This window comes from Streptomyces malaysiensis subsp. samsunensis (assembly GCF_024519315.1).
In the GTDB taxonomy this organism is placed as follows: domain Bacteria; phylum Actinomycetota; class Actinomycetes; order Streptomycetales; family Streptomycetaceae; genus Streptomyces; species Streptomyces malaysiensis.
Genome location: NZ_JANIIC010000064.1, coordinates 14118 through 40376 on the forward strand (window position 1 = coordinate 14118; position 26259 = coordinate 40376).

General features: G+C 68.9%; 21 protein-coding genes. 6 read left to right on the forward strand and 15 right to left on the reverse strand.

The genetic code is table 11. From position 1 onward, the window contains the following. Nucleotides 1-294: 294 nt before the first annotated feature. Nucleotides 295-2685, reverse strand: a complete 2391-nt coding sequence (locus tag NQU54_RS38725; RefSeq protein WP_257635081.1) for a UvrD-helicase domain-containing protein — start codon at nucleotides 2683-2685, stop codon at nucleotides 295-297. Between the two features lie 664 nt (nucleotides 2686-3349). On the opposite strand from NQU54_RS38725, the gene NQU54_RS38730 reads away from it, so the two are divergent. Continuing rightward, nucleotides 3350-3853 carry a hypothetical protein gene (locus NQU54_RS38730; RefSeq protein WP_257635082.1) on the forward strand — a complete coding sequence of 168 codons (504 nt, stop codon included), beginning with the start codon at nucleotides 3350-3352 and terminating at the stop codon, nucleotides 3851-3853. Between the two features lie 485 nt (nucleotides 3854-4338). Here the strand turns inward: NQU54_RS38730 and NQU54_RS38735 are convergent, their stop codons facing one another. The 7 genes from NQU54_RS38735 to NQU54_RS38765 form a co-directional block, all read right to left on the reverse strand. Then, nucleotides 4339-5451 (reverse strand): M20 family metallopeptidase, encoded by a 1113-nt coding sequence (locus tag NQU54_RS38735; RefSeq protein WP_257635083.1) that lies wholly within the window; start codon nucleotides 5449-5451, stop codon nucleotides 4339-4341. Nucleotides 5452-5489: 38 nt separating this feature from the next. Beyond that, entirely contained in the window at nucleotides 5490-6836 is a 1347-nt protein-coding gene (locus NQU54_RS38740) for an ATP-grasp domain-containing protein (RefSeq protein WP_257635084.1), read from the reverse strand. 63 nt (nucleotides 6837-6899) lie between these two features. After that, complete coding sequence (locus NQU54_RS38745; protein WP_257635085.1) at nucleotides 6900-8129, reverse strand: MFS transporter; 1230 nt, start codon at nucleotides 8127-8129, stop codon at nucleotides 6900-6902. Then, on the reverse strand, nucleotides 8129-9097 hold the full coding sequence (locus NQU54_RS38750; protein ID WP_257635086.1) for a TauD/TfdA family dioxygenase: 969 nt from the start codon (nucleotides 9095-9097) through the stop codon (nucleotides 8129-8131). Before NQU54_RS38750 ends, NQU54_RS38745 begins: the two co-directional genes overlap by 1 nt. A gap of 43 nt (nucleotides 9098-9140) precedes the next feature. Further along, nucleotides 9141-10397, reverse strand: coding sequence for an aspartate aminotransferase family protein (locus NQU54_RS38755; protein WP_257635087.1), 1257 nt, complete (start codon nucleotides 10395-10397; stop codon nucleotides 9141-9143). Between the two features lie 13 nt (nucleotides 10398-10410). Next, complete coding sequence (locus NQU54_RS38760; protein WP_257635088.1) at nucleotides 10411-11706, reverse strand: NAD/NADP octopine/nopaline dehydrogenase family protein; 1296 nt, start codon at nucleotides 11704-11706, stop codon at nucleotides 10411-10413. 5 nt (nucleotides 11707-11711) lie between these two features. Further along, nucleotides 11712-12632, reverse strand: a complete 921-nt coding sequence (locus NQU54_RS38765) for a TauD/TfdA family dioxygenase (RefSeq protein ID WP_257635089.1) — start codon at nucleotides 12630-12632, stop codon at nucleotides 11712-11714. Between the two features lie 477 nt (nucleotides 12633-13109). On the opposite strand from NQU54_RS38765, the gene NQU54_RS38770 reads away from it, so the two are divergent. The 5 genes from NQU54_RS38770 to NQU54_RS38790 all read left to right on the forward strand — a co-directional run bounded on the left by NQU54_RS38770 (nucleotide 13110) and on the right by NQU54_RS38790 (nucleotide 18037). Continuing rightward, nucleotides 13110-13604, forward strand: coding sequence for a helix-turn-helix domain-containing protein (locus tag NQU54_RS38770; RefSeq protein WP_257635090.1), 495 nt, complete (start codon nucleotides 13110-13112; stop codon nucleotides 13602-13604). A gap of 88 nt (nucleotides 13605-13692) precedes the next feature. Further along, nucleotides 13693-14133 carry a toxin gene (locus tag NQU54_RS38775; protein WP_257635091.1) on the forward strand — a complete coding sequence of 147 codons (441 nt, stop codon included), beginning with the start codon at nucleotides 13693-13695 and terminating at the stop codon, nucleotides 14131-14133. A gap of 17 nt (nucleotides 14134-14150) precedes the next feature. After that, nucleotides 14151-15197: an MAB_1171c family putative transporter gene (locus tag NQU54_RS38780; RefSeq protein ID WP_257635092.1), complete on the forward strand. Its 1047-nt coding sequence runs from the start codon at nucleotides 14151-14153 to the stop codon at nucleotides 15195-15197. A 22-nt stretch (nucleotides 15198-15219) separates the two neighbouring features. Beyond that, nucleotides 15220-16752, forward strand: coding sequence for an AbgT family transporter (locus NQU54_RS38785; RefSeq protein ID WP_257635110.1), 1533 nt, complete (start codon nucleotides 15220-15222; stop codon nucleotides 16750-16752). A gap of 31 nt (nucleotides 16753-16783) precedes the next feature. Then, nucleotides 16784-18037, forward strand: coding sequence for an ATP-grasp domain-containing protein (locus NQU54_RS38790; protein WP_257635093.1), 1254 nt, complete (start codon nucleotides 16784-16786; stop codon nucleotides 18035-18037). Between the two features lie 337 nt (nucleotides 18038-18374). On the opposite strand, the gene NQU54_RS38795 is transcribed toward NQU54_RS38790, so the two are convergent. From NQU54_RS38795 to NQU54_RS38825, 7 genes are all read right to left on the reverse strand, one after another. Beyond that, nucleotides 18375-19055 carry a helix-turn-helix domain-containing protein gene (locus NQU54_RS38795; protein ID WP_257635094.1) on the reverse strand — a complete coding sequence of 227 codons (681 nt, stop codon included), beginning with the start codon at nucleotides 19053-19055 and terminating at the stop codon, nucleotides 18375-18377. Between the two features lie 44 nt (nucleotides 19056-19099). Then, complete coding sequence (locus NQU54_RS38800) at nucleotides 19100-20248, reverse strand: hypothetical protein (RefSeq protein ID WP_257635095.1); 1149 nt, start codon at nucleotides 20246-20248, stop codon at nucleotides 19100-19102. A 23-nt stretch (nucleotides 20249-20271) separates the two neighbouring features. Further along, on the reverse strand, nucleotides 20272-21111 hold the full coding sequence (locus NQU54_RS38805; protein ID WP_257635096.1) for a hypothetical protein: 840 nt from the start codon (nucleotides 21109-21111) through the stop codon (nucleotides 20272-20274). Then, a complete protein-coding gene (locus NQU54_RS38810) occupies nucleotides 21108-22493 on the reverse strand; it encodes a carboxymuconolactone decarboxylase family protein (RefSeq protein WP_257635097.1) in 1386 nt (461 codons plus the stop codon). Before NQU54_RS38810 ends, NQU54_RS38805 begins: the two co-directional genes overlap by 4 nt. An 89-nt stretch (nucleotides 22494-22582) precedes the next feature. Beyond that, entirely contained in the window at nucleotides 22583-23416 is an 834-nt protein-coding gene (locus NQU54_RS38815; RefSeq protein ID WP_257635098.1) for an AAA family ATPase, read from the reverse strand. Continuing rightward, nucleotides 23410-24213 carry an AAA family ATPase gene (locus tag NQU54_RS38820; RefSeq protein ID WP_257635099.1) on the reverse strand — a complete coding sequence of 268 codons (804 nt, stop codon included), beginning with the start codon at nucleotides 24211-24213 and terminating at the stop codon, nucleotides 23410-23412. The genes NQU54_RS38815 and NQU54_RS38820 overlap by 7 nt, the downstream gene beginning before the upstream one ends. Beyond that, nucleotides 24210-25802 (reverse strand): Mu transposase C-terminal domain-containing protein, encoded by a 1593-nt coding sequence (locus NQU54_RS38825; RefSeq protein WP_257635100.1) that lies wholly within the window; start codon nucleotides 25800-25802, stop codon nucleotides 24210-24212. The genes NQU54_RS38820 and NQU54_RS38825 overlap by 4 nt, the downstream gene beginning before the upstream one ends. Nucleotides 25803-26259 lie beyond the last annotated feature (457 nt).

The window sequence follows — 26259 nt, forward strand, 5'->3', positions numbered from 1 at the left end:
AGAACTCGTGTTCGTTTGGTGGTGTCCCGCCTCGGTTCGTGCCCCGCTTGGCTGGTGTCTGCGACGGTATCCGCCGCCACTGACATTGACTGCCGAAGGATAGTGCGGCGTATATCACTGAATCATCGCTTTCGTGCGCTATGGATCACTGCATGGCGCAGCTTGCGGGTGTGCGCTGCATCTGAGGTCATGGCCCGTGGAGCCGGGGGCTCGGTTCCGGCCCCGGTCAGCCTTCCGTCTGGAGGAGATCGCCAGCCGCTGGAGCGGCTGGATGCGGCACGGTGCGATGCGGCCTCAGCGATGGGCAGCCTCGTGCAGGTGCCTGCGGAGCCGTTCGCGTAGCTGCGCCAGCGGCATGGCCGCGCCGAGTCGACGCAGGAAGTCGGCGGCATCCCAGGTGATCAGGCCGCCCTGGCGGGAGAGGTACAGGCCCACCTGGTCGATGCCGAACTGGTCGTCGTAGTCCAGCAGGAGGTATCCGGCGAGCTGGTAGATCTCCTCGCGGCCCAGGCGGCGGGGGTCCTTGGTGGCTTTGCAGTCCAGCAGGAGGCCGCCGAGGATGTAGTCGGCGTCGGCGCCGCCGATGTCGCCGCTGCCGGCGAAGACCGGACCGCACACGCGGGCCCTTTGCGGTAGGGCCCGGAAGGCGGCGAACGGGCCGTCGGCGAGTCGCATCTGATGGTCGATGTCGGTCACGACGTACTCGGGGACCGCCGCGGTGAGGTCGTCCAGGGTCGTGGCCGGGGTGGCAGAGCTGAGCATGCTGAAGCGGCGGATCTCACCGGTGCGGGCGATGTCCTCGAAGAAGCCGGCAACGAAGCACAGCCGGATGAGCGCGTTCTCGTCCAGGCTGCCGGTATCGGCGAGGTAGGTGTCGACGGTGGCCAGCAGCTCCCGGCCCGCCGTGTGCAGGGCCTTGCGGACCCCACGCGCCGGTGCGCCGCGCAGCGGTCCGTTCTCGTCGAGGAACATGACACCGGCGACAACAGCCAGTCCGAGCCGCCCGCCGAGGCTGAGGCGGAGGCGGTAGTCGATGGCGTGCCCGAGGGCCGACCAGTTCGGGTACTGCACGTCGATCGGCTGCACGGGGTGAGGGAGGCCGGCGATGCGCGCCTGGTAGTCGCCCACCAGGTTCTGGCTGGAGGGCAGGTGGGCGGCCATGAACTGCGAGATCGGTGAGGAGTCGTACTTCAGCTGCCCGGTCAGACTGAGCTCGATCATCGGCCGGCCGGACACCGTGCCGTCCCGGCCGGCGTCGGCCATGGTCTTTTCGTACTCGTCGATCCAGGCAATGCCCTCGGTGTCCAGCAGATGGCGGGCGCGGGTGACCGCGACGTAGATCAGGCGGGCCTCGCTCGCATTCAGCGCGCGCTGCAGACCGTCGTCATCCACCGATGGAGCCATGAAGCCCTTGCCGATGCGTACCGACGGCCACTCCCGTCCCTTGGCCTTGTGCGCGGTGGAGACGGTGACCTGCGCCTTCTCCTGTGGGGAGAGACGGTCCACCGCGGCGATGATCTGGTCGGGGCCGTAGGTGTCGACCAGCTGCACGATCGCTTTGAGGTCCTGGCCGGCCTTGTCCTGCTCGGCGTACTCCTGCACCTCGCCCCAGGAGGAGAACAAGAACAGCTCCGGGTGGCTGGTGCGCTGGCCCGCCTTGAGCTCGAGTGCGGCCTTGGCGATGCGCTGCAGCGCGCTGCCCCCGCCGGTCAGCGCCACCGGGATGCCGAGCTCCAGGTAGGACAGGACTTCGCTCATCGCGTCCACGTTGCCCCGGCACAGCACCGCCTCGGGCTGCGCCACCTCGCCGACGCGGGAGCCGGGGCCGTGGCCGGTCAGCTGCATCTCCGACTCGGCGTGTCCCAGCCACCGGTTGGCCACCTCGGCGATGGCCGGGCCGAAGCGGAAGGACTGGGTCAGGCGCAGTTGCTCGGCGGGGAAGCCGGTCATCACATCGCGCGCGTTGCGCCAGCCGTAGATCTGCTGGGCCGGGTCCCCGACACACACCCGCTGCGCTTCCTGGGCGAGGAAGACCTCCTCCAGGACGGGGTTGGTGTCCTGGGCCTCGTCCAGCAGGACGAAGTCCGCCCCGAGCTGCGGGGAGGTCATCGCCCACAGCTTCATGTAGTGGTCGTGCTCGAACCGCAGCCGGCCCGCGGGCGAGCAGATGTCCTCCCACGCGCGATGTGCGTAGGGCAGCAGGTTGCGGGCGAGATAGTCCTGGCCAGGACCGTCGAGGCCGTTGACCGGCTCCATGTGGCGGGCCATGACCTGCCGGTCGGTGGTGTAGCAGAACTTGCGGACCATGCCCATCACCAGGCGCGCAGCGTGAGTGACCTTGATCTGGCGGGAGCCCACGTCAAGGTCGCGGGTGATGCCGAGCAGGCGGGCGGTGTGCTTGGCGGGGATCCTCGCCGAGGCATCCAGACGCTCACGGTAGTGGTGGCCGACGGCGCGGAAGGCCAGGGAGTGCGCGGTACGGCACTCCACATTGGACCCGAATCGCCCGCGGGCGTCGTCGGCGATCGCCCGGTTGAACGCCACGTACAGCCCGCGTTTGCGGGTGGCGGCGCCCATCAGGATCAGTGTGGACGTCTTGCCCGTCCCGGCACCTGCGACCAGGGCCAGGTCCCGGCCGGAGGCGAACACCTCACGGGCAGCCTGCTGCTCCTTCGTCGGCTCCATGGCCATGAACTCCTCTCTGGGAAGCGCGGCTTCATGTACCGCAACCCCAGAGGTTGAACCAGTTGATGACCAACCGTCAATACAGTCATACGTTCGGTAGCCAGTTCTGGCCGAATTCAGGACGGGCCGCACAAGGCAGCGCCGCGGACCTGTGCGCTGCCGGTTTTCCCTCCCTTGGACGGTGCACCCCCGTCGCGGCAATCAGTGCAGCGAACTTTCCTGATTGCGGGTGGAGTTGTCAGTCCCGGTTTCTATGCTGCCGTGGGAACCGCTGGGCACCGCGCTGATGCCCGGCCACACGATCAAATGGGAGGTGCGGCATGCCGACGTGTACCCGCCGGGCCAAGTCAACCCGGCGCTTATGCCGCCGAGTGGCCCGCTACGACGATCTCCCCGCCCCTGTGGTGGCGTGTGCCAGCCACCTCACGCCGGCGGAATGGGCTGCCTGCCAGGAAGCCCGCGCCCGGGCAAACGCCGAGCACGCCGCCCGCCGGACAGCGGAAGTGGCCGCATGCGAAGAGCAGGGCGAAAAGGCGTAGCCGGCGGCGACCGTGGCGCACCGTGTCCCACGGCCGTGCACCGGCCAGTGCATCTCCCAGGAGCGCGCCTAGGGCCGCGAAGCCGACAGCGCCTCCAGCCTGTGCGTGACCTGCGACGGCTACGTGTGCGTAGCCGGCGGCAAGCCGAAGTCGACGGCATCTTCGACCTCTGCGGCCGGTGCGCGGCGTTCGAATCGGAGATCGGCCAGAAGCCGGACGCGGTCTGGGACGATGAGATCGACACCGGGCCCGAGCCGCGCATGCGGCTGACCGCGATGGTCAACCAGCTCGTCGCGGCCACCGGTGCCACACACCGCGACGTCAACGCCCGCATCAACCAGACCATCGGGGTACGCACCCGCGTCGGAGCCGACGAGCAGGTGATCCGCCGGGCCGCACGGGCCGCCCGCGACTGGCTGGAACAACTTTTCCCAAGCCCCCAGCCGGACGCCACCGCTGCACCCGACGTGCCCGATCCCGGCGGAAGGACAGTGCCCCGGAGCACGCCGAGCCCTCTGCGCAGGCCGAAGGCGCTGCGCTCGCGCGCGGCCTGGTACTACGGTCAGCGCCCATGGACCCCCCAGCACCACTCCCGGCCGACGACGCCGTGGGCGAGCACGCCGAGCTGACCGTGACCGTGCGCCTGACCGGCCAGAGCGCCAGGCGCCTGCGCCGCGCGGCCGAGATCCAGCAGCGGCGCCCGTCGAGGGCAGGAACTCGCCGCGTCCGACGGCACGGTGATCCCCCTGCACCGTCCGCGCGGCTCCGCCCCCGATGAGGAAGGCTGACCGCCAGCGCCCCTGACCGTTGCGCGGGCAACCGCGGCTCCGGCATGGATACGCGCACCTGGTTGAGCACAGAGAATCGTACGCGGTGGTGCACGGCGAACGAAGCCGAACGCGACTGGGGGCACCTCTGTGCTTATCCGACAAGGCGGCACGGTGATCGCGGCCAGCCTCGCCGACAAGCACGCCGAGCGGGGCGCGTTCAACCTGCACGTCACCGACGAGGTTCACCTGTCCGACCTCGGCGCCCGCCCAGTAACTGCTGGGCGGGCAGAGGCAAGGCATCACGGGCGCTGTCACCGACGCGCACCACTCCGAGGAGGACAACACTATGTCGGGGGAAGCCCTGTCTGGATCGCGGTCACCAACCCGGTCACCAGGTTCGCTCGTTCGGGCATGCTCTCGACCAGCAAGTACTCGTGGTCGGCATGGGCCCCAGCACCGACGGCTCCGAGGCCGTCGAGGGTCGGCACCCCCAGCGCGGCCGTGAAGTTGCCGTCGCTCCCGCCGCCCACGGCCACGGCCTCGATGCCGGGCAGCAGCCGGCTCGCCACCGCGAAGAGCTCCGCCGCCGCGGACTGCGGCATCGGCGGGCGGCCCACGCCACCCCGCACCTCGATCACGGCTCCCTCGACGTGCGGAGCCAATGCCGCGAAGGCCGCTTCGACGCGGTCCTTCTCCTCTCCCGACTCGACCCGCACATCCACGACCACGGTCGCTTCAGCTGGAACGACATTGCTCTGAGTTCCGGCTGAAGCGATGGTCGGAGTGACCGTGGTACCGGCTTCAGGACAGCTCATCGCCTCGATGCGGAGGACCTGGTGAGCGGCTTCGACCAGGGCGTTCACGCCGGCTTCGGGTTCGAGACCGGCGTGTGACGCCCGGCCGGTGATCAGCACTTGAAACGTGCCGCACCCCTTGCGGCCGGTCTTCAGCCCACCACCCTCGGCCGCGCCCTCGAACACCAGCGCCGCGCCGCACGCCCGTGCGCGTTCCTCGATGAGGTCCCGCGAGGTGTGGGAGCCGTTCTCCTCGTCGCAGGTCACCAAGATCTCGACGCCGGTCAGATCCTTGAGCGCGGCCAGCCCGTGGATCGCCTGCACCAAGCCGCCTAGCATGTCGAAGACGCCCGGGCCGGTCACCCGTCCGTTTTCGACCGTGAACGGGCGGCGCTCCAAAGTGCCGAGCGGGAACACCGTGTCGTGGTGTCCGAGGATCAGCACCCGGGGTTCACCGCCGCCCGACCAATGCACGTGCGGACCCGCCTCGCCCTCGACCAGGATGGCCCGGCCGCCGAGGCGGTTCGCCAGGATCCCGGCGACCGCCTCGGCCGACCTGGCCAGGGCGATTGGATCGCCGGAAGGCGATTCGATCTCGACGAGAGTCCTGAGGTCGTCGAGCATCGCGTCGACGGAGAGGGGAACGGCCGTATGGGTGATCATGGCACGACGATATCCGGACAACAACGGGACGACCTCGCTCACGAGGGTGTGAGCAGGACACTGTTGACCGCGGAGCCCTGCTGGGCGTTGACGATCAGCCCGCCGCCCGGGGCACTGTGCCGGACGAAGACGTTTGAGATCTTGCGATCGAACATCAAAGGCCCCAGGACAAAGGGAACCGGCTGGGTGTGCAGCTGCCTGGTCCGGTCGTCCAGGAATGTCATCTCCAGTTGGTCGGCCCGCACCAGCCTTTGCAGGACGTGGTCCTTCGTGTCCATCGCCGCCTTCAGCGCAGCACGCCAGACCTCGGCCGGCTGTGTGTGTCCCAGCAGTATTCCGGCGCCGCCATGACCGTGCACGGGCTTCAGCACCCACTGCGTCTGCTCGGCGGCCGCCTCGCTGACGATCTGCTCGTGCTCCGGTGAGGCCATGACGGTGAACGGCACGTGCTCGTGCACGAACTGCCGGTCGGCGGGCGGCAGTTCGTCGATATCCGTCCACAGCCAGGCCAGGACGGTCTTGTTGCTCAGCAGCCAGGTCGCTTCCGAGGTGTGCAGGTGGATAGTGCCGCGACGCGCGGACTCGATCACGGCGGTGAGCCCGTCGCACGACGGTTCCGAGCTGGTGACGAACAGCCTCAGCACGGCGTCGACCTGTCGGTCTCCGGCGAAGAGCCGGTACTCGGCGTCGTTGTGCAGATCACGCCACGGGCAGGGAAACGCGGTGATCCCCTGCCGCCGGGCGCTCTCGACCATGGGCCGGTGCCGGTCGATCCGCTCGTCCTCGTTCGTCGCCCCAGCCAGGATGCCGTACTGGTACAGCGGGATGGCAACCGTCGGATCATGGTCGAACTGGGCCCGGATCTGCGCGAACCGAGCGTCCACCGCGGACGGCGGCGCGGCGAACCCCCGGGTGGGCAGTTCTTGCTCGTAAAGGTCAAGGAACCGGCGGGAGACCAGGTCCGCCTGCGCGGTACCCGCCACCGCGCCTTCGATGTTGACCTCCAGGAACTTGGGCGTTCCCGAGGCCAGCACCACGTCGGGGCGAGACGCGGCGAGCAGGTGCTCACCGAGCGGTTCGTCCCGCCTCAGCATTGGCACCTCGCTGTCGGGAAGACCGAGCACATCCTGCAGCTCGCCCGCAGTGCGGGCCCGCCGCATGCACGTGCGCAGGACGAGCTCACCGAGCCGGTCCGCGAGCTCGCCGAGGTCCCGGTAGAACGCTTCGCGCAGCACAACCGGCCGGGCCGGCCACCATGGTCCGGCTGCGCCCGCGACACCGTCGAAGACGCCGATCGTGTGCTCGACGGCCAGCCCCAGCGCCCGCTCCTGCCACGAAGGCGGAAGAGAGCTCCAGAGATCCGTCCCCATCGGGGGTGGATTCATCAGGTCCACTGTCTGACCTTTCTGCCTGCCTCGGACCGAGGCGGCGGTGAACGGAATTGTGGGTCACGCGGTCGCGGGTACGGCCGGGAGTTCCCGCATGGTTCGCAAGGGCGAGGCCAGCACCCACAGCGCCGAGAACAGCATCCCGGCCGCGGCGACGGCCAGCCCCGTGCGGGCGCCTGCCCAGTCGCCTAGGGCGCCGCCGGCCATTCCGCCAAGCGGGAGCACACCCCAGATGAGGAACCGCACAGTGGCGTTCATCCGGGTCATCATCTCCGGCGGGCACTCCTGCTGCCGGAAGCTGATCTGCGCCACGTTGTAGAGGATCAGTCCGTAGTTCAATACGAACCACGGGACGGCGAACAACAGCACACCCCACCCGGACGAGCTGAGTGGCATCAACAGGCCGAACGGCATGCAAGTCACCAGGGCGAGCCACATCACCCGGGCCGAACCCAGCCGCTGAGCGACCATCCGGGAGGTCATCGCCCCGGCAAGCCCGCCGATTCCACCGGCGGCCATCAGCGCCCCGACGGCCCACTCCGGCTGCTTCAGCTCGTCCACCAGCATCACCACGAGCAGCGGAGAAGCGATGGCATAGCAGAGGTTAAACGTCGCCGAGCAGCACGTCACCGCCCGCATCAGCGGATCGGTGAACACGTAGCGCAGCCCCGCCGCGATCTCCGGCAACATCGGCGCGCGTTCCCGTACTACCGGGAGCACCTCCTGGCGGATTCGGCTGAGGCTCACCGCGGAGACGACGTAGCACAGCACCTGCACACCCACCGCGTTCACGGCGGACAGCAGGCCGGCCAGACTGCCTCCAGCGGCCGGGCCCGCCACCTGGGGCACCGAACGGCTTGTCTCCAGCCGCGCGTTACCCGCCATGAGATTCTCCGGCTTCACGAGAGCTGGCAGGAACGAGAGGTAGGCGACGTCGAACATCACCGAGGCGAAGCCGAGGAGCAGGCCGACGGCCAGCAGGTGGACCATCGTCAGTGCTCCCGCCCACCACGCCAGCGGAATGCTCGCAAGCAGCGCGGCGCGCACGATGTCGGCGGTGACCATCACCGTGCGCGGCCGCATCCGGTCCACCCACACCCCGGCCGGGAGGCCGATCACCAGGAACGCCACGCTCTGGATCGCGTACAGCGCACCCAACTCGAACGGCGTCGCTGACAGCGTCGTCGCCGCCACCAGGGGCAGGACGACGCGGCTGACGTAGGTGCCGAACTGACTCGCGGATTGCGCCACCCACAGGTGGCGGAACCCCTGGTGCTTCATCAGGCTCATCAGGCGAACGCCACGAACACCTCGCGCGGGCCGCAGAACGGCAACCGCCCGTGCATCACTGCCCGGTTGTCGACCAGCAGGACGTCGCCGGCTTCCCAGTTCACCGGCACGGTGCAATCGATCAACGTCTGGCTGACAACCTCGATGTACTCGGCGGGGATCTCCGTGCCGTCACCGAACATCGCGCCATAGCCGAACCGGGTCCGCCAGCGATCCATGTTCGTCACGTCCGGGGTGACGCTCTCGTCCTTGCGCCAGATGTGTGCCTGGTTGAACCAGGCCATCCGGTGGTCCGAACCCACTTCCACCGCTCCCGGCGTGCGGTTGGTGGTGAGCAGGCCGAGGTCCGTCCACTCGGCCGAGGTGTAGCTGGACCGGCACAGCTCCATGACCTTCTCGCGGGAATCGGTCTCGAAGGTCTCGGGCCAGGACTTGATCCCGCTCGGATCACCGCTGTCATTCGGCAGGTGCTGGATGTAGGTCACGCCCTTGGTCCGGAACTCATCGCGGATCTCCGCGGGCAACGACAGGTACACACGATGCCCGTCGATGATCGTGGTCGCGCCGCCTTCGTCGGCAGGGCGGCCACACGCGAAGCAGAGCGTCGTGGGGTGCCAGGGTGCGTAGGAAAGCTCGTTGTGCGCGCGGAGCAGCCGGGACGGGCTCGGTCCCGCGGCGTTGTAGACAAAGCCCTTTTCCGCCTGCCGTGGGGCGTCGCCGCCCCGGTAGGGCGCGAGCTCGCCGAGCAGGCCCTGGGCGGTGCGCTCGAAGTCGTCGACCGTACGCACGCCGAAGCCGCGGAAGAGCACCGAGCCGGTCGTGTCGAGCAGGTCGCGGGTGGCCGCCCGCTGCTCCGTCGTCAGGTTCGCCAACAGGTCCACCGTGCCCACGGCCTCCCCTTGCTGGCGGGCCATCGCCGGAAAGCCGGCTTCGAAGGTGATCGAGTCGAGAATGTCAACGGTCGTCATGAATTCCATCCGTTGTTGTTGTGAACCCAGGGAAACGCGGTCGTCAGGCCCCGTTTTCGGCTGCCGCCTGCAGGGCGCCCTCAAGGGCGTTCAAGAAGCTCTCGTCGGTCTGCTCGTCCTGGGCCAACGACAGCGTCACAAACCCGGACTTCCCGATGTACACGCCGCGCTCGAGCAGCTCGTGGAACAGGAACTGGACCCGGCGCCGGTCGGCTCCCGCAAGGTCGGCGGCGCAGCGGACCTCGCCGTCGACCGGGTGGATGCTGATGAGCGAGCCCCACCCGGTCGCCTGGAAGCCCTGGCCGCACAGCAGTTCGCCGGCCTGTTTGCGCAGCCGCTCACCACGCTGGTGCAGCTCGTCGAGGCTTTCCGCGGTGAGCACCCGGTTGAGCATCGCCGCCGCCGCGGCCATCGAGAAGCGGTTGTTGTTGAAGGTTCCGGAGTGGTCGAAATGCGGCTCGTTCGTGCGGCTGAGCAGCCGCATGATGTCGTTGCGGCCACCGACGGCACCGAAGCCGAACCCACCTCCGATGTACTTCCCGAGGGTCGTCAGGTCCGGCCTGATTCCCAGAACGGACTGTGCGCCGCCGACCGCCGTCCGGGACGTCTGCACCTCGTCGAACACGAGCGGGACGCCGAACACGTCGCACAGCTCCCGCACTCCGCGCAGGAACGCGGGATCACCGGGGATCCGGCCACCCGAGCCGAGCATTGGCTCGATCAGCACACAGGCGAACCGCCCGTGGTGGGCCCGAAACGCCGACCTAACCGATTCGAGGTTGTTGTAGTCGCAGACGACCGCGTCGAAAGGCACGTTGAGCGAGGAGCCGTCACGGCTGAAGCTCAGGAAGCCGCCGTGGTATCCCCCGTCGAAGGCCAATACGGTGCTGTGTCCCGACCACTTGCCGGCCAGCGAAACGGCCGCCAGGTTGGCCTCGGTCCCGGAGCTCGTGAACCGTACGAGGTCCATCGACTCGTACCGCTCGCACAGACGGCGAGCCACTTCGGCCTCCTCGGGCGCGACCGCACCGAACGACCACCCGCTGTCGAGCACGGACTCGACCGCCTCGCGCACCGCCTCCGGGTTGTGCCCGGCCAGCCCGACGCTGTAGTCACCCAGGTAGTCGAGGTATTCGTGGCCGTCGACGTCCCTCAACCGGCAGCCCCAAGCAGCTTCGACCGCGAACGGGAAGGGCGCGAAATCGAGTACGGATCTCGTGATCCCAGAGGGCAGGTATGCCGCCGCGTCGGCGTGCCGCCGCTCGCTGACCGGCCGCTTGCGCGCATAGCGCGCGTACAAGGCCTCTAACGCCTCATCCAACATTCAGCACCTCGAGCCTTTTCTGTAGGACTTCTTCATGAGCCACCGGTCCCGGCATGCAGGACCATGGAAGCCGCAGGAGGGCGGCCGCGGACCTGCCGTCGACGCTGCTTTCCTGGAGCTCGTGCGGGGCCACCAGCAGGGAACGGAGGAATGGCACATCCTCCGGCATCGCCGACAGTTGCGGGAGGTATCCGTCCAGATCAGCTGCGGCGACACCCAGTTCGAGGGCGGTCCGGGTGACATCGGCCTCGTACTGCTTGGTGACGGGCAGGGCCGCGCCGGCGGCATCGGCGAGCCAGCGGATCGTCCGTAGTCCCGGCAGGTCCTCGCGTATCAGCCGCGACTCCCGCAGCTCATCCAGGGAGCCGCATGAGGTGGACCGGTAAATTTCCCGGCACGACTGCATCATTTCGTAGAAGTCGGACCGGTACGGGAGCCCGTACTGCCGCTCGATGATGTGGGGGAACGTCTCCGTCTCGACCCCGTAGGCCGCTGCCAGTTCGACCCTCTCCTCGTCGAGCGCGGCCAGCAACGGAGCGAGTTCCCGGTCAATGCCGTCGGTGTAATGCAGGTACTTGCGGCCGGCCCGGGTCTTGGCCAAGTTCCGTGCGTGAAACGCCACACCGATGTGAATGATGTAGCCGAGCGGGTCGAACAGGAGCCCGATGCCCGGGCGAACCACCACATCGGGCCACGATGGTCTGCCGATTAGCGCACCGAGCGGGAACAGCGTCCGTACCCGTTCGGCGGCGATGTGCGGAGTCCTCGAGTACACCGACACGTTCACTGACAGCTTGCGCTTGTAGGCGATGTGCCGGCCGGAGATCCGGGTCCCGTAGAACGAGTCCTCGACCAGGACGATCGAGGTGTTGCGCAGGCGCGGAGTGCGGCGCACCCAGTCGGCGACGACGGGCTGCCCGCCCTGTCCCGCCCGGACGAACGTCACCACCTTGCCCGCCAGGGAGCGAAGGCCGGCGATGCGACGCATCAGCTCCAGGCGCAGCACCGGGATGTCGGGGACGGTCACGATGATGTGCTCGGCACGCTCCAGCAGGGCCTCGGCCTCTTCGCCGTAGAGGGATCCGAAGTGCTCCTCCCGTAGCTCGACCCGGTCCTGCTGGCCATCCATGAGATTCGTCCGGGTCACCGGGCCGCGCGGACGGTCTCCGGCGTCCCGGACGAACAGCAGCTTCGGCCGGAATCCGTGGGTCTCTTCGGCGGCCACGAGGTCCGTGAGCAGGGTCAGGCCGACGTGCCCGCCGCCTATGACGATGATGTCCGACATCTCGCTTAGCCCTCGAGGGAGATCATCGTGCGGCCGTGGTGCTCCACCACGCTGTCGGGCACGACGTAGGAACGCAGCAGGAGCCGACGGCAGGCGCCCGAGTCGATCGGGTCCCGGCCGTGCAGGCAGTGGTCGTTCGGGACGATCAGCGCCTCTCCCTGGAGCGCAGCGTGCCCTCGCACCCGGCCGACGGCAAGTGCGGCGTCGTGCAACTGCTGGTGCGCTGCGGCAGCCGCCGCGCGCAGTTCACCCTCCAGGTGCGCCGCAGGGGTGAACGCCGAGAAGTTGAGCCGGACAACAAGCTTCCCGGCGGCTTCCTCCAGCAGGGGCATCTTGCGGACTCGTTCGTACTTCCAGCCCAGTGATGATCCCGAGCGGGCCTCAAAGACCGGCGAACGCAGGATCTCGATCGCTGCGGGGTCGAGGCGAGCCGCCACTTCGGTCGCCGGAGCCAGCAGGGTGCGCGGCACGACCCCCTCGGCCATGTGTGGAACCAGGACCAGCGTCCTGGGCCGGCAGACGTCACTCGCCCACGCCAGGTCGTTGTGCATGGCCAGCAGGTCGGTTCCCGCGCTCTTCTCACGGGACAGCTCGGTCGCCCGAATATCAGTGATGTAGGAGCCGTTGTAGTCGCTGTAGGCGACACAGTTCCCGACTGTCTGGCCAATCAGCAAAGCCAGGATCTTGCTGTGCTCGACGTTCTCGAATTGCGGCAGATTACTCAGCAGGACGGGCTGCCCCTCGGCTGATTCGTACGTTTCGCGGATCCAGCCGATCGGTGTGTCGACGTGCTCCTTCAGGAAGGTCAGGTAGCGGTACTCCGTCTGGCCGGGGCAGTTTTCTAAGACCTTGTACACCACGTCTTCGACCAGTGCGCGTTCGGCGTCCTTGAGGACAACACGAGTCGTCGGCCCAGTTTCCTGCATAGCTCAAATCCTTTGTGAAATCGTGGGCATTTCGCCACAAATTGGCCCGCGAAGCGTTTCTGCGGGCATGGAAGCGATCACGTTTGTGCTGTGAAGTTTCGTGTTTCGGTGACACGGAGGGTTGGGTGGGTGCTGAGGGCGTCCCTGTCGGCAGGCGACTCCGGCACCACCCTTCTCAGGCGGCGGATCTTCCGAACCGGGACGCAAGCAGAACAGTCATACCTCCCCTTCCGGCGAGCCCGTCCACTTACTCTTCCGCCCTGGCCCGCCACTGCGGAGCCGTGGACCAGAGGTCTCGTCGAGCACCCTGCCGCCGACTGTAACCATGAGGTGACCCGCAAATCAACTGTCAGTTGAATCTTTTCTCTTGACGTGAACTGTCCGTTGCCTGCACGATGAGGGCACGGGTGGAGCGCTGGCAGCTTTTACGGCCGTGCGCCGGGACGGCTCCGCCCCCCGCGCGGCAGGAGGTAGAAAGTGCCTGACGAGGGCAACACACAAGACCCAGGCACGCCCGGCACCGCCGACGACCAAGCGCCGGTGTTGAGTCAACGACTCGATCGCCTGTTCCGGATGAACCAGACCGCTGGGCAGAAGCTGACCAACAACGAAGTCGCCGAGCAAGTGCGGCAGCGCCACCCCGGTCTCCGGGTCAGCGGCGCTTATCTGTCCGCGTTGCGCGCGGGAACACGCGTGAACCCGTCACCGGAGTTGCTGGTGGCGCTCGCGGAGTACTTCGGCGTGCCTCCCGGTTACTTCCTCGACCGCGACGAGTCCGGCCGGATCACCGAGCAGTTGGAGATGCTCGAAGGGATGCGCAACGCGGGCATCCGCGGCATCGCCATGCGAGCGGTCGGGCTGTCGAACGAGAACCTCGAAGCCGTCGCCTCTGTCCTGGACCAGATCCGAAAGCTCCAAGGCCTGCCACCCGTTCACGAGGAAGCCGAAGATGATCCGACGGGACAAAAATGAATCGCGGCGGCTCCGTGGCTTCCGCGGCATGCGCCGGCGGGCTCGAACGCTGGTCGAGTCCCTCGACCTGCCTGCACCCTGCGATCTTGTGACACTCCGTGACAAAGTGAGCGCGGAGCGGAATCGGCCGATCCGGCTCGTCCCGCTGGCCATGCACGGATCGGGTCTCAGCGGCCTGTGGCTCGAAACGGACGACGCCGACCTGGTCGTCTACGAGGCGACCACCGGCGCCCAACACCGCAACCACATCATCGCCCACGAGTTCTCCCACATGCTCTGCGGTCACACCAGCACAGAGGCAGTGACGGACCAGGCGGCCACGCTCCTCTTCCCCGATCTCGACCCGGGTCTGGTCCGTCGGATGCTGGGCCGCGGCGGGTACGCCGATCGCGACGAGCAGGAGGCAGAGGTCGTCGCGACGATCATGATGGAGCGCCTCGGCCGCAGCGACCCCGGGGCGGCCGACGAGCTGCCCGCTGCCGAAGCCGACGTACTCGCCCGGATACAGAAGTCATTACGCAGGACTTGACCCGGAAGGAATCTGCGGTGGACCAGATCAAGGACTGGACGTTCCTGTCCTGCGCCGCGACCTGCCTGGCCGCGTGCATCTACATGTCGCTGGGCCTGCGCAGGAACCGGCACGATCGCGCGCTGCTCATGCTGACCTCGGCTTTCGGGTTCAAGTTCGTCTCCTTGACTCTCTCCGCCCCGGGTGTCGCGGCGATCGCCGATCAACTGATCGGCATCCCGGATCTCACCGCGCTGGGCGTGCACCTCTTCGGCGGAGCGGGGGGCAGCACCGGGATCCTCGTGGCGTTGGGCTACTGGACCTACCCGACGGACCGAGCCCGGCGGCGCGCGGTGCTCGTGTTCGCCCTCGCCGCAGTGGTGGCGGGGGTGCTGATCAGCCTGTGGCTGGCCGCCGGGTCCGCCGTGTCCGTCCAGTCGGGGAACTACCTGCTGGACAACATGGGACTGCCTGAAGTCGCCGTGTACCTCGTGCTCTACACGGTGACCTTCGCCGCCGGATTGCTCGAGATCCTGGTCCTCTGTGTGCGTTACGCCCGCGTGGCCCCCGGAGTGTGGCTGCGTCGCGGGCTGCGGATCACTGCGATCGGCGCGGCCGTCTACCTGCTCTACTGCGCGCACCGGCTGATCGGCGTGATCGCGTTGCACCTGCGCTTGGAGCTGCCTGACCTAGAGTTCATCACTCCGTTGTGTATCGGCGCCGGCGTCCCGCTGCTGGCCATTGGGCTGACGCTGCCGGCCTGGGGAGCGAAGCTGACGACAGCGTCGGTGTGGCTGCGTGACTACCGCAGTTATCAGGCCCTCTATCCGCTGTGGCGGGAGCTGTACGACCAGGTTCCGTCGATCGCCCTCGATCCGCCCAGGTCGCGGATCGCCGATCTCCTGCGGTTCCGGGAGATCGGCTACCACCTGTGCCGCCGGGTCATCGAGATCAACGATGGCCGTCTCGCGCTGCGCTCACCCACCACGGTCGTGCCGTCGCAGGCGCCCGTCCGGAGTAGCTCCGACCTCGCCGACGAAGTGGAGTGGCTCGTCCAGATGTCTCGCGGGACACGGGCCGCCTGAGACCGTCCTTAAGGATCATCACGTGAAAACCGTTGAACCGCGACGGGCCAGTTCGCCCGTCGCGTTCCGCTCCCTCGCGGCCGTCGAACGGGTCGGGAACAAGCTCCCGGATCCGTTCTGGCTGTTCTGGTTGCTGGCGCTCGGGGTCGTCGTGCTCAGCGCGGTCCTGTCGGCCACCGGGTTCAGCGTGGTCCAGGGTTCGACCGGGAAGAGCATCGCGGTGCGGAACCTGCTCAGCGCGGACGGACTGGTCGTCATCGTGGATGATGCCATGCGGAACTTCGCGAGCTTCCCGCCCTTGCCGACCATTGTGGCGGTGATGCTCGGTATCTCCGTGGCGGACCGCAGCGGGTTCATATCCACCCTCCTGCGTCGAATGGTCGCCCGGGTATCGGGCCGCTACCTGACTTTTGCGTTGTCGCTGACGGCCATGGTCGGCCACATCGCCGGTGACGCGGCGTACGTGACGCTCATCCCCATCGGCGCTATGGCATTCTGCGCCGCGAACCGCAGTCCGGTGCTGGGCTGTGTCGTGGCTTTCGTCTCCATCTCGGCCGGCTACGACGCCTCCCCGTCCCTGACCACGACCGACGCCCTGCTTTCGGGCATCACCACTGCCGCGGCTCAAACCGTCGACCCGAACTACACCGTGACACCGGTGGCGAACTATTTCTTCGGGCTCGCCTCCTCCGTTCTGATCGCCCTGGTCATCACCGTGGTAGTGGAGACAGTCCTGGCCAGGCGGCCGGACCTCGCAGTCGACCAGCCCAGTGAGGCCGGTGCCGGTGATCCGGAAACGGCGGAGCCGACCGGCCGCGAACAGCGTGCGCTGCGGGTGACCGGCCTGGTGGCTGTCGCGTTCGTCGCCGCACTGGTCGTGGTGATGATCCCGGCTGGATCACCGCTGCGCGGCCCGGGCGGGGGAGTGGTGACCTCACCCTTGTTCACCGGGATGGCGCCCGTACTCGGCCTGTTCTTCGCGATGCTCGGAGTCGTCTACGGGCGGCTCGCAGGCACGCTCACCCGGGCTCCCGAGATCGTCGCGGCGATGACCGACGGAGTCCGCTCGCTCGCGCCGACGTTGGTCCTGTTCTTCGCGATCTCACAGTTCCTGGCCTACTTCAAGTGGACCAACATCGGCGAGATCCTCGCCGTGAGCGGCGCGGAAACGCTGCGGGGGTTTCGGACACAGGGCTGGCTGGTGCTCATAGGCATCGCCGTCGTGGTCACAGTGATGAATTTGCTGGTCACCAGCGGGTCGGCGCTTTGGTCACTGGTGTCACCGGTATTTGTGCCCATGCTCATGCTGATCGGGATCGCCCCGGAGGCCACTCAGGCCGTCTACCGGGTGGCCGATTCGGCGACCAACTGCATCACGCCGATGAGCCCCTACTTCCTCATGGCGCTGCGGTTCATCCAGACCTACCGCAAGTCGGCGGGCATCGGGACGCTGGCTTCCTTCACGCTGCCGCTCGCGGGAGCCGTCTGGCTTGTGTGGATCTGCTTTTTCACCGCCTGGTACCTGCTGGGCATTCCGTTCGGCCCCGGCGCCTGAGTCCCGACCCGAAGCACAGAGGGGAACAATGATGGGGAGCAAGCAAACAGTCTGCGTCGTCGTGGACGCGTACAGCAGCGGCGCGTTCTTGCCGGCAGCCTTCTCAGCTCGAGGGTTTCCGGTCGTTCACGTGCGGAACCGGAATGAGGAGTATGCGCCGTACGCCCGAGGGGAGCAGCCGCCGGGAGTGATCGATGTCGTCGACTTCCACGGAGACTTCGACGACACCCTCTCCCGGCTCTCCGCCTACGACGTCGCTCATGTCCTGGCCGGGTTGGAAAGCGGTGTGGGGGTGGCTGATCATCTCGCACATCGGATGGAACTGCCCACCCGCAACGGGATCGGGAAGACGGAAGCCAAGAGGCACAAGGCCTTGATGGTGGAAACCTTGCAGGCGGCGGGAATCCGGCACGCCCGTTCGGAGCGCGTCACGACGGCGGCGGAGGCGATGGCGTTCGCAGCGCGCGGCGAAGGGTACCCCATCGTGTTGAAGCCGCTGCAAGGCGCCGGAACCCTCGGTGTGCAGGTCGTGCATTCGGACGACGACGCCCTGGCCTATTTTTCCAAAAACGTCGGCAGCGCGGACATGTGGGGAAACATCAACACAAGCTTCCTCGCTCAGGAATTCCTCGTGGGCGAGGAGTACATGGTGGACACCATATCGGCGGCGGGCCACCATCGGGTCGCGGAGGTATGGCGGGCGGACAAGCGGGTAGTCGACGGATCCCGCGTCTACGACCTGAGTCTCCTGCTGCCGCCAACCGACCCGGTCTACACGGTGCTCACCGACTACGTCTTCGCCGTGCTCAATGCGTTCGCCATCGCCTGGGGCCCGGTCCACGCCGAGGTGATGGTGACCCCGACTGGGCCGGTGCTTATCGAACTGGGCGCTCGGTTGCACGGTGGTATCGCCCCGTCGATCACGCTGCCGGTCTACGGTGCCAACCTGATCCTGCTGGCCGCCGCGGCGTACACCGCACCGGATCACTTCCTGGCCGCCACCGAACAGCCCCTGCCGCACCGGGCAACCTTGGCGCAAACGGCTCTGCACTGCCCTCGCGACGGGACGCTGTCCGAAGAACTCGACCTCGGCGACATCCGGCAGCTGCCGGCATTCCACTCGGTGCTCCTCCGGGCGGCGGTCGGTCCCGTCCGCAAGACCCGTGATCTTCTCACTTCGTTCGGTTCGGTTTACCTGGTGCACCCCGAAGCCAGCCAAGTACGCGAGGACTACCTGCGCATCCGCGGGCTGGAGGTGGCTGGTCTCTATTCGGCCATCGTGTGAGATCGCTGCGGGTTGGGAACCAGCAGGCCGGGGGAGCCAGCGTCACCAAGACCTACCGTCACGGCACGACTCCCGCGCCCGGTCCCCGAAGGGAGCGGGCAAGAGGCTCAAGGCGCGGCTCCCGCTGAGTCCCACACGTTCTGATCGTCCCGGTTACGGCGTTTCTGGCGTACTGAACGGCCAGTAGAGATCCCAGGTGGAGGCTCAACGCAGGGCCCGCGGGGTGTACGGCACGCGACAGCGGCGGCCGTGGAGCACCCGGTAGTGGATCGGGTCCGGGTGCCTGGGCCACGGCCGTCTCGATCGCCCGCCAGGTACCCTCTCCCGACCACGCCGCTCAGGACGTCATGAGGCGGTCATAGCGCTCGACCTGCTGAGCCAGGTCGTCTTCGGGGATGCCGGTGAAGGCGCTCATCTGGGCGTAGGACAGGCCGCTTCGGCGTCCGACCAGCGCGAGCTCCCACAGGGCCTGGTTGATCCGGGCCCTGGCAGTGCCGAGGGAGACCATGCCGAGCTCGACGCCGGTCGCGGCCGGCGCAGTGCCCTCGATCTTCAGCTCGGCCAGGTGACGCACCGCGCACGTGATCAGATCGGTGACGAACTCCGGCATGTCGGAAGGGACGTTGCCCGCCCAGGTCCGCTCATATGGTTCCGGTGGGCCGGCGTCAGCGTGCTGCTGGGAGCGGCGATCGGTGATGTACTCCCACACCCACCGGTAGGACACCGGAAGTCCGTCGGTACGAAGGTTCAGCTCCTCGTACAGCTCGAAGGCCGAGCGACGCTTATCGGGCGCCTTGGCCTGGTCTTCTTCCAGTAGCGCATCCAGGAACTGACGGGCCTCGGCCAGTCCCTCCTCGTCAGCCGGGAGGGAATGCGGCAGGGGCAGCACGGTCGAGATCGCCTCTTTCACCGTCGCTCTGGCCACGCCGTGGCGGGCGGCCAGGGAGCTGGGCAGCCTGTCGCCCGCGCGGTGGTCGCGGCGGATCGCTTCGAAGAGTTCTGTCCCCGGCTCGGCCATCGTCTACTCCCTGTCGTCTGCGGATGGGTGGGTGCAGCTGTGCCTCATGCTGCCCGGCTGGGTGCCGATGTGCTGCCCGCGCTCCGGTCTGTGGCAGCGGGCCGTGGGGAACGCGCAGTAGTCGCGGCAGGATGCCGCCTCGGGCGGGGCGCTTGGTACTCGTGCAGGCCGCAGGCGTGGGCTGCCTCGGTCACGGCTGTCTGGTCCCAGAGGCTCAGCCGCAGTGGGCGCTCGCTGTGCGCCGGCCGTTCCAGTTGCCCGAAGCGGCGCCCTGCCTCGAGCATGTCCGCTGCCCAGATGGGTGTCAGCACCTGACGGCCACGGCTTGCCCTGGCCGCAGCCGCCCCCGCGGCGGGTATCTGCAGTTGTGCGGCCGGGTGGCCGGTGAAGACCCGCGCGGCCAGCACGGCGGCGTGGACGGGGTGGGCGATGCGCGCATGCAGCCGGTGCGCGAGCACGGCGGTGTGTTCATCGGGCTCGAGCGGGAAGCGGCCGGCGGCGGGTAGCGGGAGCACCGCGCGGCCCAGGCGGCAGGCAGCCGCGTCGATGTCGCCGCGGCCGAGTGCGCGCCGCGCCGGCAGCAGGAAGCACGGCTCGCCCTCGCGGGGCGGGAACTGCCCGTCCGCCTCCCACCACGCGAACCGGTCGGCGGACGGTGGTGGAGCGGGCGTGCCCAGGACACGGTGGGCCGCGGCCAGGGTGTGCGCCTCTTCGTGCCGGAGCGCGGCCAGCGCGGGGGCGAGAGCGGGCGGGAGGGGGCCGTGGCACAGCAGGGTCAGCTGGATTTTGGTGAGTTCCCGCAGGGCGAAGAGGTACTCGAAGTGCCTCGAGCTGATGCGATGGGCCCGGGTGACGATGACGTGACCGATACGCAACGCCAAGATCCAGGCGGCGACCGCGCGCCAAGCGGTCTCGGTGTTGCCCGTCCAGTAGGCGCCGTCCTCGCTGCCAGCCAGCGGGAGGTGCTTGCCCAGGCTGCGCAGCAGGTCGTGGGCCAGAGAGGCGGGGGCACTCGCCACCGGGGTGGGGTGGACGGTGATACGGCCGGCCGCGGGGGTGTGGGCGGCCAGCGCGGCAGCCATGAAGGCGTGGTCGTCCCACGGGTCGTGCACCACGGTGAGCGGGGGCAGGCCGGGGCGGGTGTGGCCGGGTGACCAGGTGGGCTTCCACGCGCCGGTGGTGGTCTCGGGCACAGCGGCCGTACCCTGCGTCGGCATCATCGCGCTCCGGGTGGTGGCGGTGCGGCAGCGGCGGGCGTCGCCGCGGAGCCGCCGGCAATGTCCGCGTCGGCCGCAGCGACGTGGCGGTGGTCCAAGGCGGGGTGGTCGGCGGGGCCGGAGGCGTCCAGGAGGGGGTGGGCGGCCAGGCCGAGGGCAAACAGCACGTCCGGGTGGGGAGCGGGCTGTGTGCCGGAGGGGGCGAGCAGGCGTCGGTTGGCCAGGCGCGGGATCTGATCGTCGGTCAGGTCGAGGGTGAGGCCGCGGGCGGTGCGGTGCAGCAGGCGGGTGAGGGCGGCGGCCTCGCCGGGGGCGAGACAGGCGGCGGTGTGGCCGGTGTTGTACAGGTTCTGCCGCTGCTTGGGGTCTAACAGATCGGGGACGGTGGTCAGGTGGATGCTGGTGTCGGTGTGGAGGAGCCGGTGCGGGCTGCTGGGCTGCTCGAGGTGTGCGGCCAGGGTGGTGGCGGCGCGCTTCAGACGGTGCGGGGGCCACTGAAGGGCGGAGGCCAGGTCGTCTGGGTGGATGCGGTCGGCCTCGAGCAGGGCGGCGTGCAGCACGGTGGCGTGGGTGGCCGCCCCTGGGCCCTGGCGGGTGGCGGGCATGGGCTGGAGCAGGAGGGATTCGGGTGAGGTGTTCAGGGCGCGGGCGAGGGGGAACAGGGCCGCGGCGGGGAGGGTGTGCGGGGTGAGGTGGGTGTCCCAGTCGGTGGTGGGGATGCCGGTCAGCGCGGTCAGGTCCTCGTCGGTGAGCCTGCACTGAGCGGCTCGCTCACGCAGGAACGTCAGATCGAATGCGGCCGCGGACGTGTCGCCGGGCGGCGGGGGCTGATCGGTCACGTGCGTGACTCCACAAGGCGCGGCAGGACATCAGGGGTGGGTGGTTGGGGAGTGTGCAGGTACCAGCAGCGGGCTGCGGTGTGCCAATCGTCCCCCTCATGGGGGTGGACCAGGGAGGGGACCGGGAGTCCTGCGTCGGCGACAAGAGCCTCGAAGCGTGGCGTGGTGCCGAAGCAGTTCGCGAACAGGCCATGGTTATCAGCGGTGCGCGGGGTGCGGCGGCGGAAGTCCACGGCCGCGCGCAGCAGGGGGCGGGCGCGGGGCGGGATCGCGTACAGGTGCCGGGGCCCGGGCGGTTCACCGATGTTGATCCGCGAGTCGCGGTCGATGGCCACGGTGGTGCCGTCCTCGTCGACGGATCCGATCTGGGTCATCGACAGCAGCGACGTGGCGGTGCCGGTGAACAGCAGAGCCGCGATGGCGGCGGCGCGCAGCGGGTTGGGCAGGCGCACAGTGATCGTGTGCACGACGCGCGGGGTGAGGGGCACGGTAGTGAGGCCGGGCCCCGCGCAACTGGTGAGGTCGTCAGGCACGTTGAGCAGCAGCGAGCGGGCCAGGAAGCCGGCCTGGGCACCGCGCACGCGGGCCACGGTGTGCTGGACGCTGGGGCTTGAGACGGTCAAGCGGGCCAGGAACAGCCGCAAGGCCTCCGTCTCCTGCAGGGTAAAGAGGGTGGGCTCGGCCGGGTGACCGGCGCCTTCGGTGACCTCAGGTCGGGGTGGCTGAAGTGGCAGGGTGCGGGCCAGCCAGGTGCGGGCGGCGGCGTAGCCGGCGCGGTACTGACCATCGGTGTGGGCGAAGTCGGTGGTGTTCTGGCGGCGCCAGCAGTCCGCGCGGAACGCGGCCACCGAGCTGCGCGGCAGCGTCGGGAGCCGGTAGGCGTGATCGCGCGGGGGCGGGCCGGCCCGACGGCCGGTGGCGGCCGGGCCGATCGCCTCGAGAACAGCGGCCGTGCCGCGTACGGTCACCACGTCCACCAGCCCGGCGGCTGTGAGGTGTTCGAGCAGGCGCTGGAAGTCGGCCTGCTCCGGGGTGTGGGCCAGGAGGGTCAGGCGGATACCGGTGTCCGCGCGCCACGCGGCCAGGCGGCGCAGCCGCTCGGTGGTGAGGCGGTGGGCGCGCAGCACGATGACCTCATCCAGGCCGCAGGCCAGGGTCCAGCAGGTCACCGCCCGCCAGGCCGGGTCGGTGGACATCCGCTCCGCATCTGGATGGGAGAACCCGTCGCGGCCCATGGCGCGCAGTACGTCCAGCGCGAGGTAGGCCGGGCTGGTGGTGTGCGGGGTGGGATCGACGGTGATCCGGCCGCGGGCGGGATCGGCCCACTGGTAGGCGGCTCGGTGTACCGCGTGGTCGTCGTCGCCGTCCAGCAGCAGCCTCACCGGCCCCGCCGCCGGGGCCGCCGGGGGTGTAGCGGCCCGTGAAGCAGGAGCGGGGGCGGGGGCGGGGGCGGGAGGAAGTGTGGATGCGGTCATGGGCGACGTTCGCCGTCGACCCGGTCGGCCACGGCCTGCAGCATGCCCCAATCCGGCTTGCTCGCGCCGGTGGCTGCCAGAGCCCGCTGGGTGTGAAGGGTCAGCACGACCCAGCGGCGCAGACAGCCATCGGCGATACGGGCGTCCAGCGCCTTGAGGTCGCCGGGCGCGACGCTCTGCCACAGCGGGTGCAAAGCGGGAACCGCCTGCGGGACCTGGTCGCGGGTGAGCGGCCAGATGTAGGGCCAGCCGGCACTGCGGGTGGCGAGCATCCGCTGGGCGCGCAAGGAGCGTTCGCCGCGCGCCTGGGCGATCAGGACCACGCACAGCCCCTGGGGGAGGTCGTCGTGGAGGAACCGCAGGTACTCGAAGCAGGACGCCGACAGCCGGTGGGCGTCCTCGACCACGACGATCCGCGGCCCCTGGGCCAGGGCGCGGCGGATCAGCGTGTCGGCGGCCCCGGGGTCGGCGGGCGCATCGCCGCCAAGGCCAAGTGCACGGTGGAGGGCGGCGCGCAGGTCCGCCGGCGCCGGCTGAGCCCGGAAGTCCAGCGGCAGCAGCTCACCGAGACGGCGGGCGGCGGTGTGGACGGCGAAGGTCTTACCGACCCCGGCATCGCCCAGCACGCACACAAACCGGCCCTGGGCGTAGGCATCGGCGAGCGCATCGCCCACGGCAAGCATGCCCGGGGTGAGCAAGGTGCGCACACCTGGGGTGTCGAGGAAGTGCAGGCCAGGTGGGGCCGCGTCTTCCATGACGGCGAAGGGCTCGGCCGCGGCGGCCGCGCCCCACACAGCCGACGGCGAAGGCGGGGGCGGGGTGGTCAGCATCGCTTCAGGGCCCAGTCCACGACCCGGTCGTCGACCTTGTCGGCCTTGAAGTGCTCCATGCCCTTGATCACGTGCTTGGTGACCTTCACCCACTCCCGGAACGAGCCGAGCGCGTACTGGGTGTCGACCCGCTTCAGCAGCGCCTCGTCCGCGCCCCTCCACACCGGATGGGAGTCGGGCACGGTCTTGAGGACCTCGTCCTCGGTCATCGCCAGAATCTCCAGGCGGATGTAGATCCGCGAGGCCAGCGCCGGATCGCTCTGCAGCGTCTCGTACGCCTCCCGGCCGCCGACGAAGAGGATGGCGGGCTTGGGGTCGCAGTTGTCCCACAGCTTGCGCAGGAACTCGAAGTTCTCCCGCCGGTACTGCTGGGCCTCGTCACACACGATCACATACGGGCGCCGAGGAAGGGTCTCGCGCAGCAGCTTGTCAAACGCGGTCGGCGTCCCCGGCATCTTGCAGGACAGGTTCATCTGGTGGAACAGCTCCTCGCGCAGGTCCTTCGGCCCCGGGCGGGAACGGGCGAAGTCCAGCGGAAGGATCAGATCCGGATTCATCTCCTGGATCGTGGCCCGGGTGCCGAAGCTCTTGCCGAGCCCCGCGTCGCCGTAGACCACCGACATGGCCCGCGATTCGACGGTGTCGACGACGGTGTCCTTGATCTGCAGCAGCGTGTCGGTGGCGACCAGCGACGAGTCCTCAAGGCCGAGGAAGAACTGCGGGCGCAGATCCGGACGGCGCGGCGCCCCCGACTCGGGCGGCTGGGGCGGCGCGGCAGCAGTGGCGGTGGTGGTCATGCGTCCTCCGAAGACGGATCGGCGGGGGCAGTGGCCTGGCCGGGACGTACCCAGCCGGCCGGGACGGGAGTCAAGGGCTGATACGGCTCCGCGCGACGACGAAGCGCGGCAGGCGCTCGCCGGCTGGTGCCCGCGAGTTCGGCGAGCGCCTCTTCTTTGGTCATGCGGGTCGCAGAGACGGGCAGTTGGGGTTCGGTAGCCGGCAGATAACGGTCGCGTCTGCGCTCACCGGAGCGCTGCAGGGCCCGGCGCAGGTCAGCACTGTGCTCCTGGCGGTCGGCAAGGACCTTGGCGCGCAGCTCCTCGGTGGCCTCGTCGCTGAGGAACGCCCGGCCCAGGTAGCGCTCCCCGCGGAAGGTGTACAGGTCGATCTCGTGGCTGTGGTGCGGCATCCACCGCACCCGCACCTCCACCCCGATCCGGCCGACACCGTTCTCCGGCATGTAACAGCGGCCCGCGAACTCCACCCCATGACTGGTGATCTTCCGAGGCCGGTGATCGCTCTCCAGCATGAACGCCCGCAGCTCGGCCGGGGTGGGCTCGGGACGGATCTCGGTGGGGTCGGCCAGCCACGCCTCAAGCGGCGTCACCCCGGTGCGCTTCACCACATGCTTGGTGTTGTGCTCGGTGACCCACTCCCCCAGGCGCTCCACGAATGCCTCGAAGGTCAACGGTGGATCCTGGTCGCCAAGGCGTCGGCGGTGGTCAAGCAGGGGCGCCTTGGTGTAGCGGGGCAGGTCGGCGAAGAAGCGGGTCATGCTGGTGCGGTTCAGCCGCTCGATACCGCCTTTGTGGCGGGCGCTGCGCACCCGGTGCACCGGGACACCGAGGAGCCCGAAGGCCCGCCGGACGGTCTTGGACAGGAAGTCGGCGCCGCCGTCGACCCGTACCAGGTGCGGCAGTCCCCCGGCCGGCCCGTAAGGATCCTCCCGCAGCACCGACGCCCGCACCGCCGCCAGAACCGATCCCCGGTGCGCGGAACCGGCGGTGACCGCCCAGCCCATCACATAGCTGGTACCGCGGTCCTCGAACCAGGTCACCCACACCTTCGACAGCTTCTTGTCGGGCATCGCCACAACGAGCGGGGCCTGCTTGTGATCGCCCTCCCACACCTGGTTCCGGGCCACCGCCGGCCGTTGGAAGGCAGGGTCGAACCCGCGGGCGGCCGGAATACCCTCCCGCAGGCCCGCCATGAAACCCGGATCGAGGTCACGGGCGATGGCGTCGTGCAGCGTGGTCAGACCGATCGGATTCTCCCCCGCCGCCCTTGCGACGCGCACCAAGTGCTCGTGAGCGCGTTTGACGTTGCCCTGGTAGTCGGCGAGAACTTCGATGATCTCGTCGGTGATACGGAACCGGGAGCGTTCCGGCTTCTCCGGGCTGCCGGTCTCCTCAGCCTGCGCCAGCCAGCGCCACACCTGCCGCACGCTCACATCCAGCGAGTCGGCGATCAGTTTCACGTGAGCGGTCGTCAACTTCCCCGCCCCACGCAACTGCAGCAGCCGGGCCACAGCAGCGGGCCGCAACTCGTCCCGATGCCGCCCCAAGCCCGTCTCCGCAGTCTCCGAGGCGTCGTCCAGCGTCGTCACCGGTGCCAGCACCCCTGGAGTGGGCGGGCGGATAACGGCACGGTGATCACGTACAGCCTCCAACAACGAACAACGGTTACGTACGAGTCAGTTCAGCCAGGACGCACGCGAGTGACGGATGCGTCTGATGCGAGGCTATGAGCCGCGCATGGGCTTCCCGCCCAGCCGCTCACCCGAGCGGGTGACAGCAGAACGTTCCCGCCAGTTCGACGGACGCGCGTGCTATCGGGCCCTCGGGACTGCCGCGGGAATCCGGACCAGCCGGACTCCGCGGCGCCGGCACAGACGTCGCACTCCCCCGCGGCACCTGCCAGGAACCGCCGGACACACTCCGCACGCCCAGACGGCACCGTGAAGACCAGGAAGACAAAGGAGACACGGCGAACACGACACCGGCCGATACGGCTTCACGTCACTGCAATGTTCGGGGAACTGTCACCATGATCGACCGATCAAC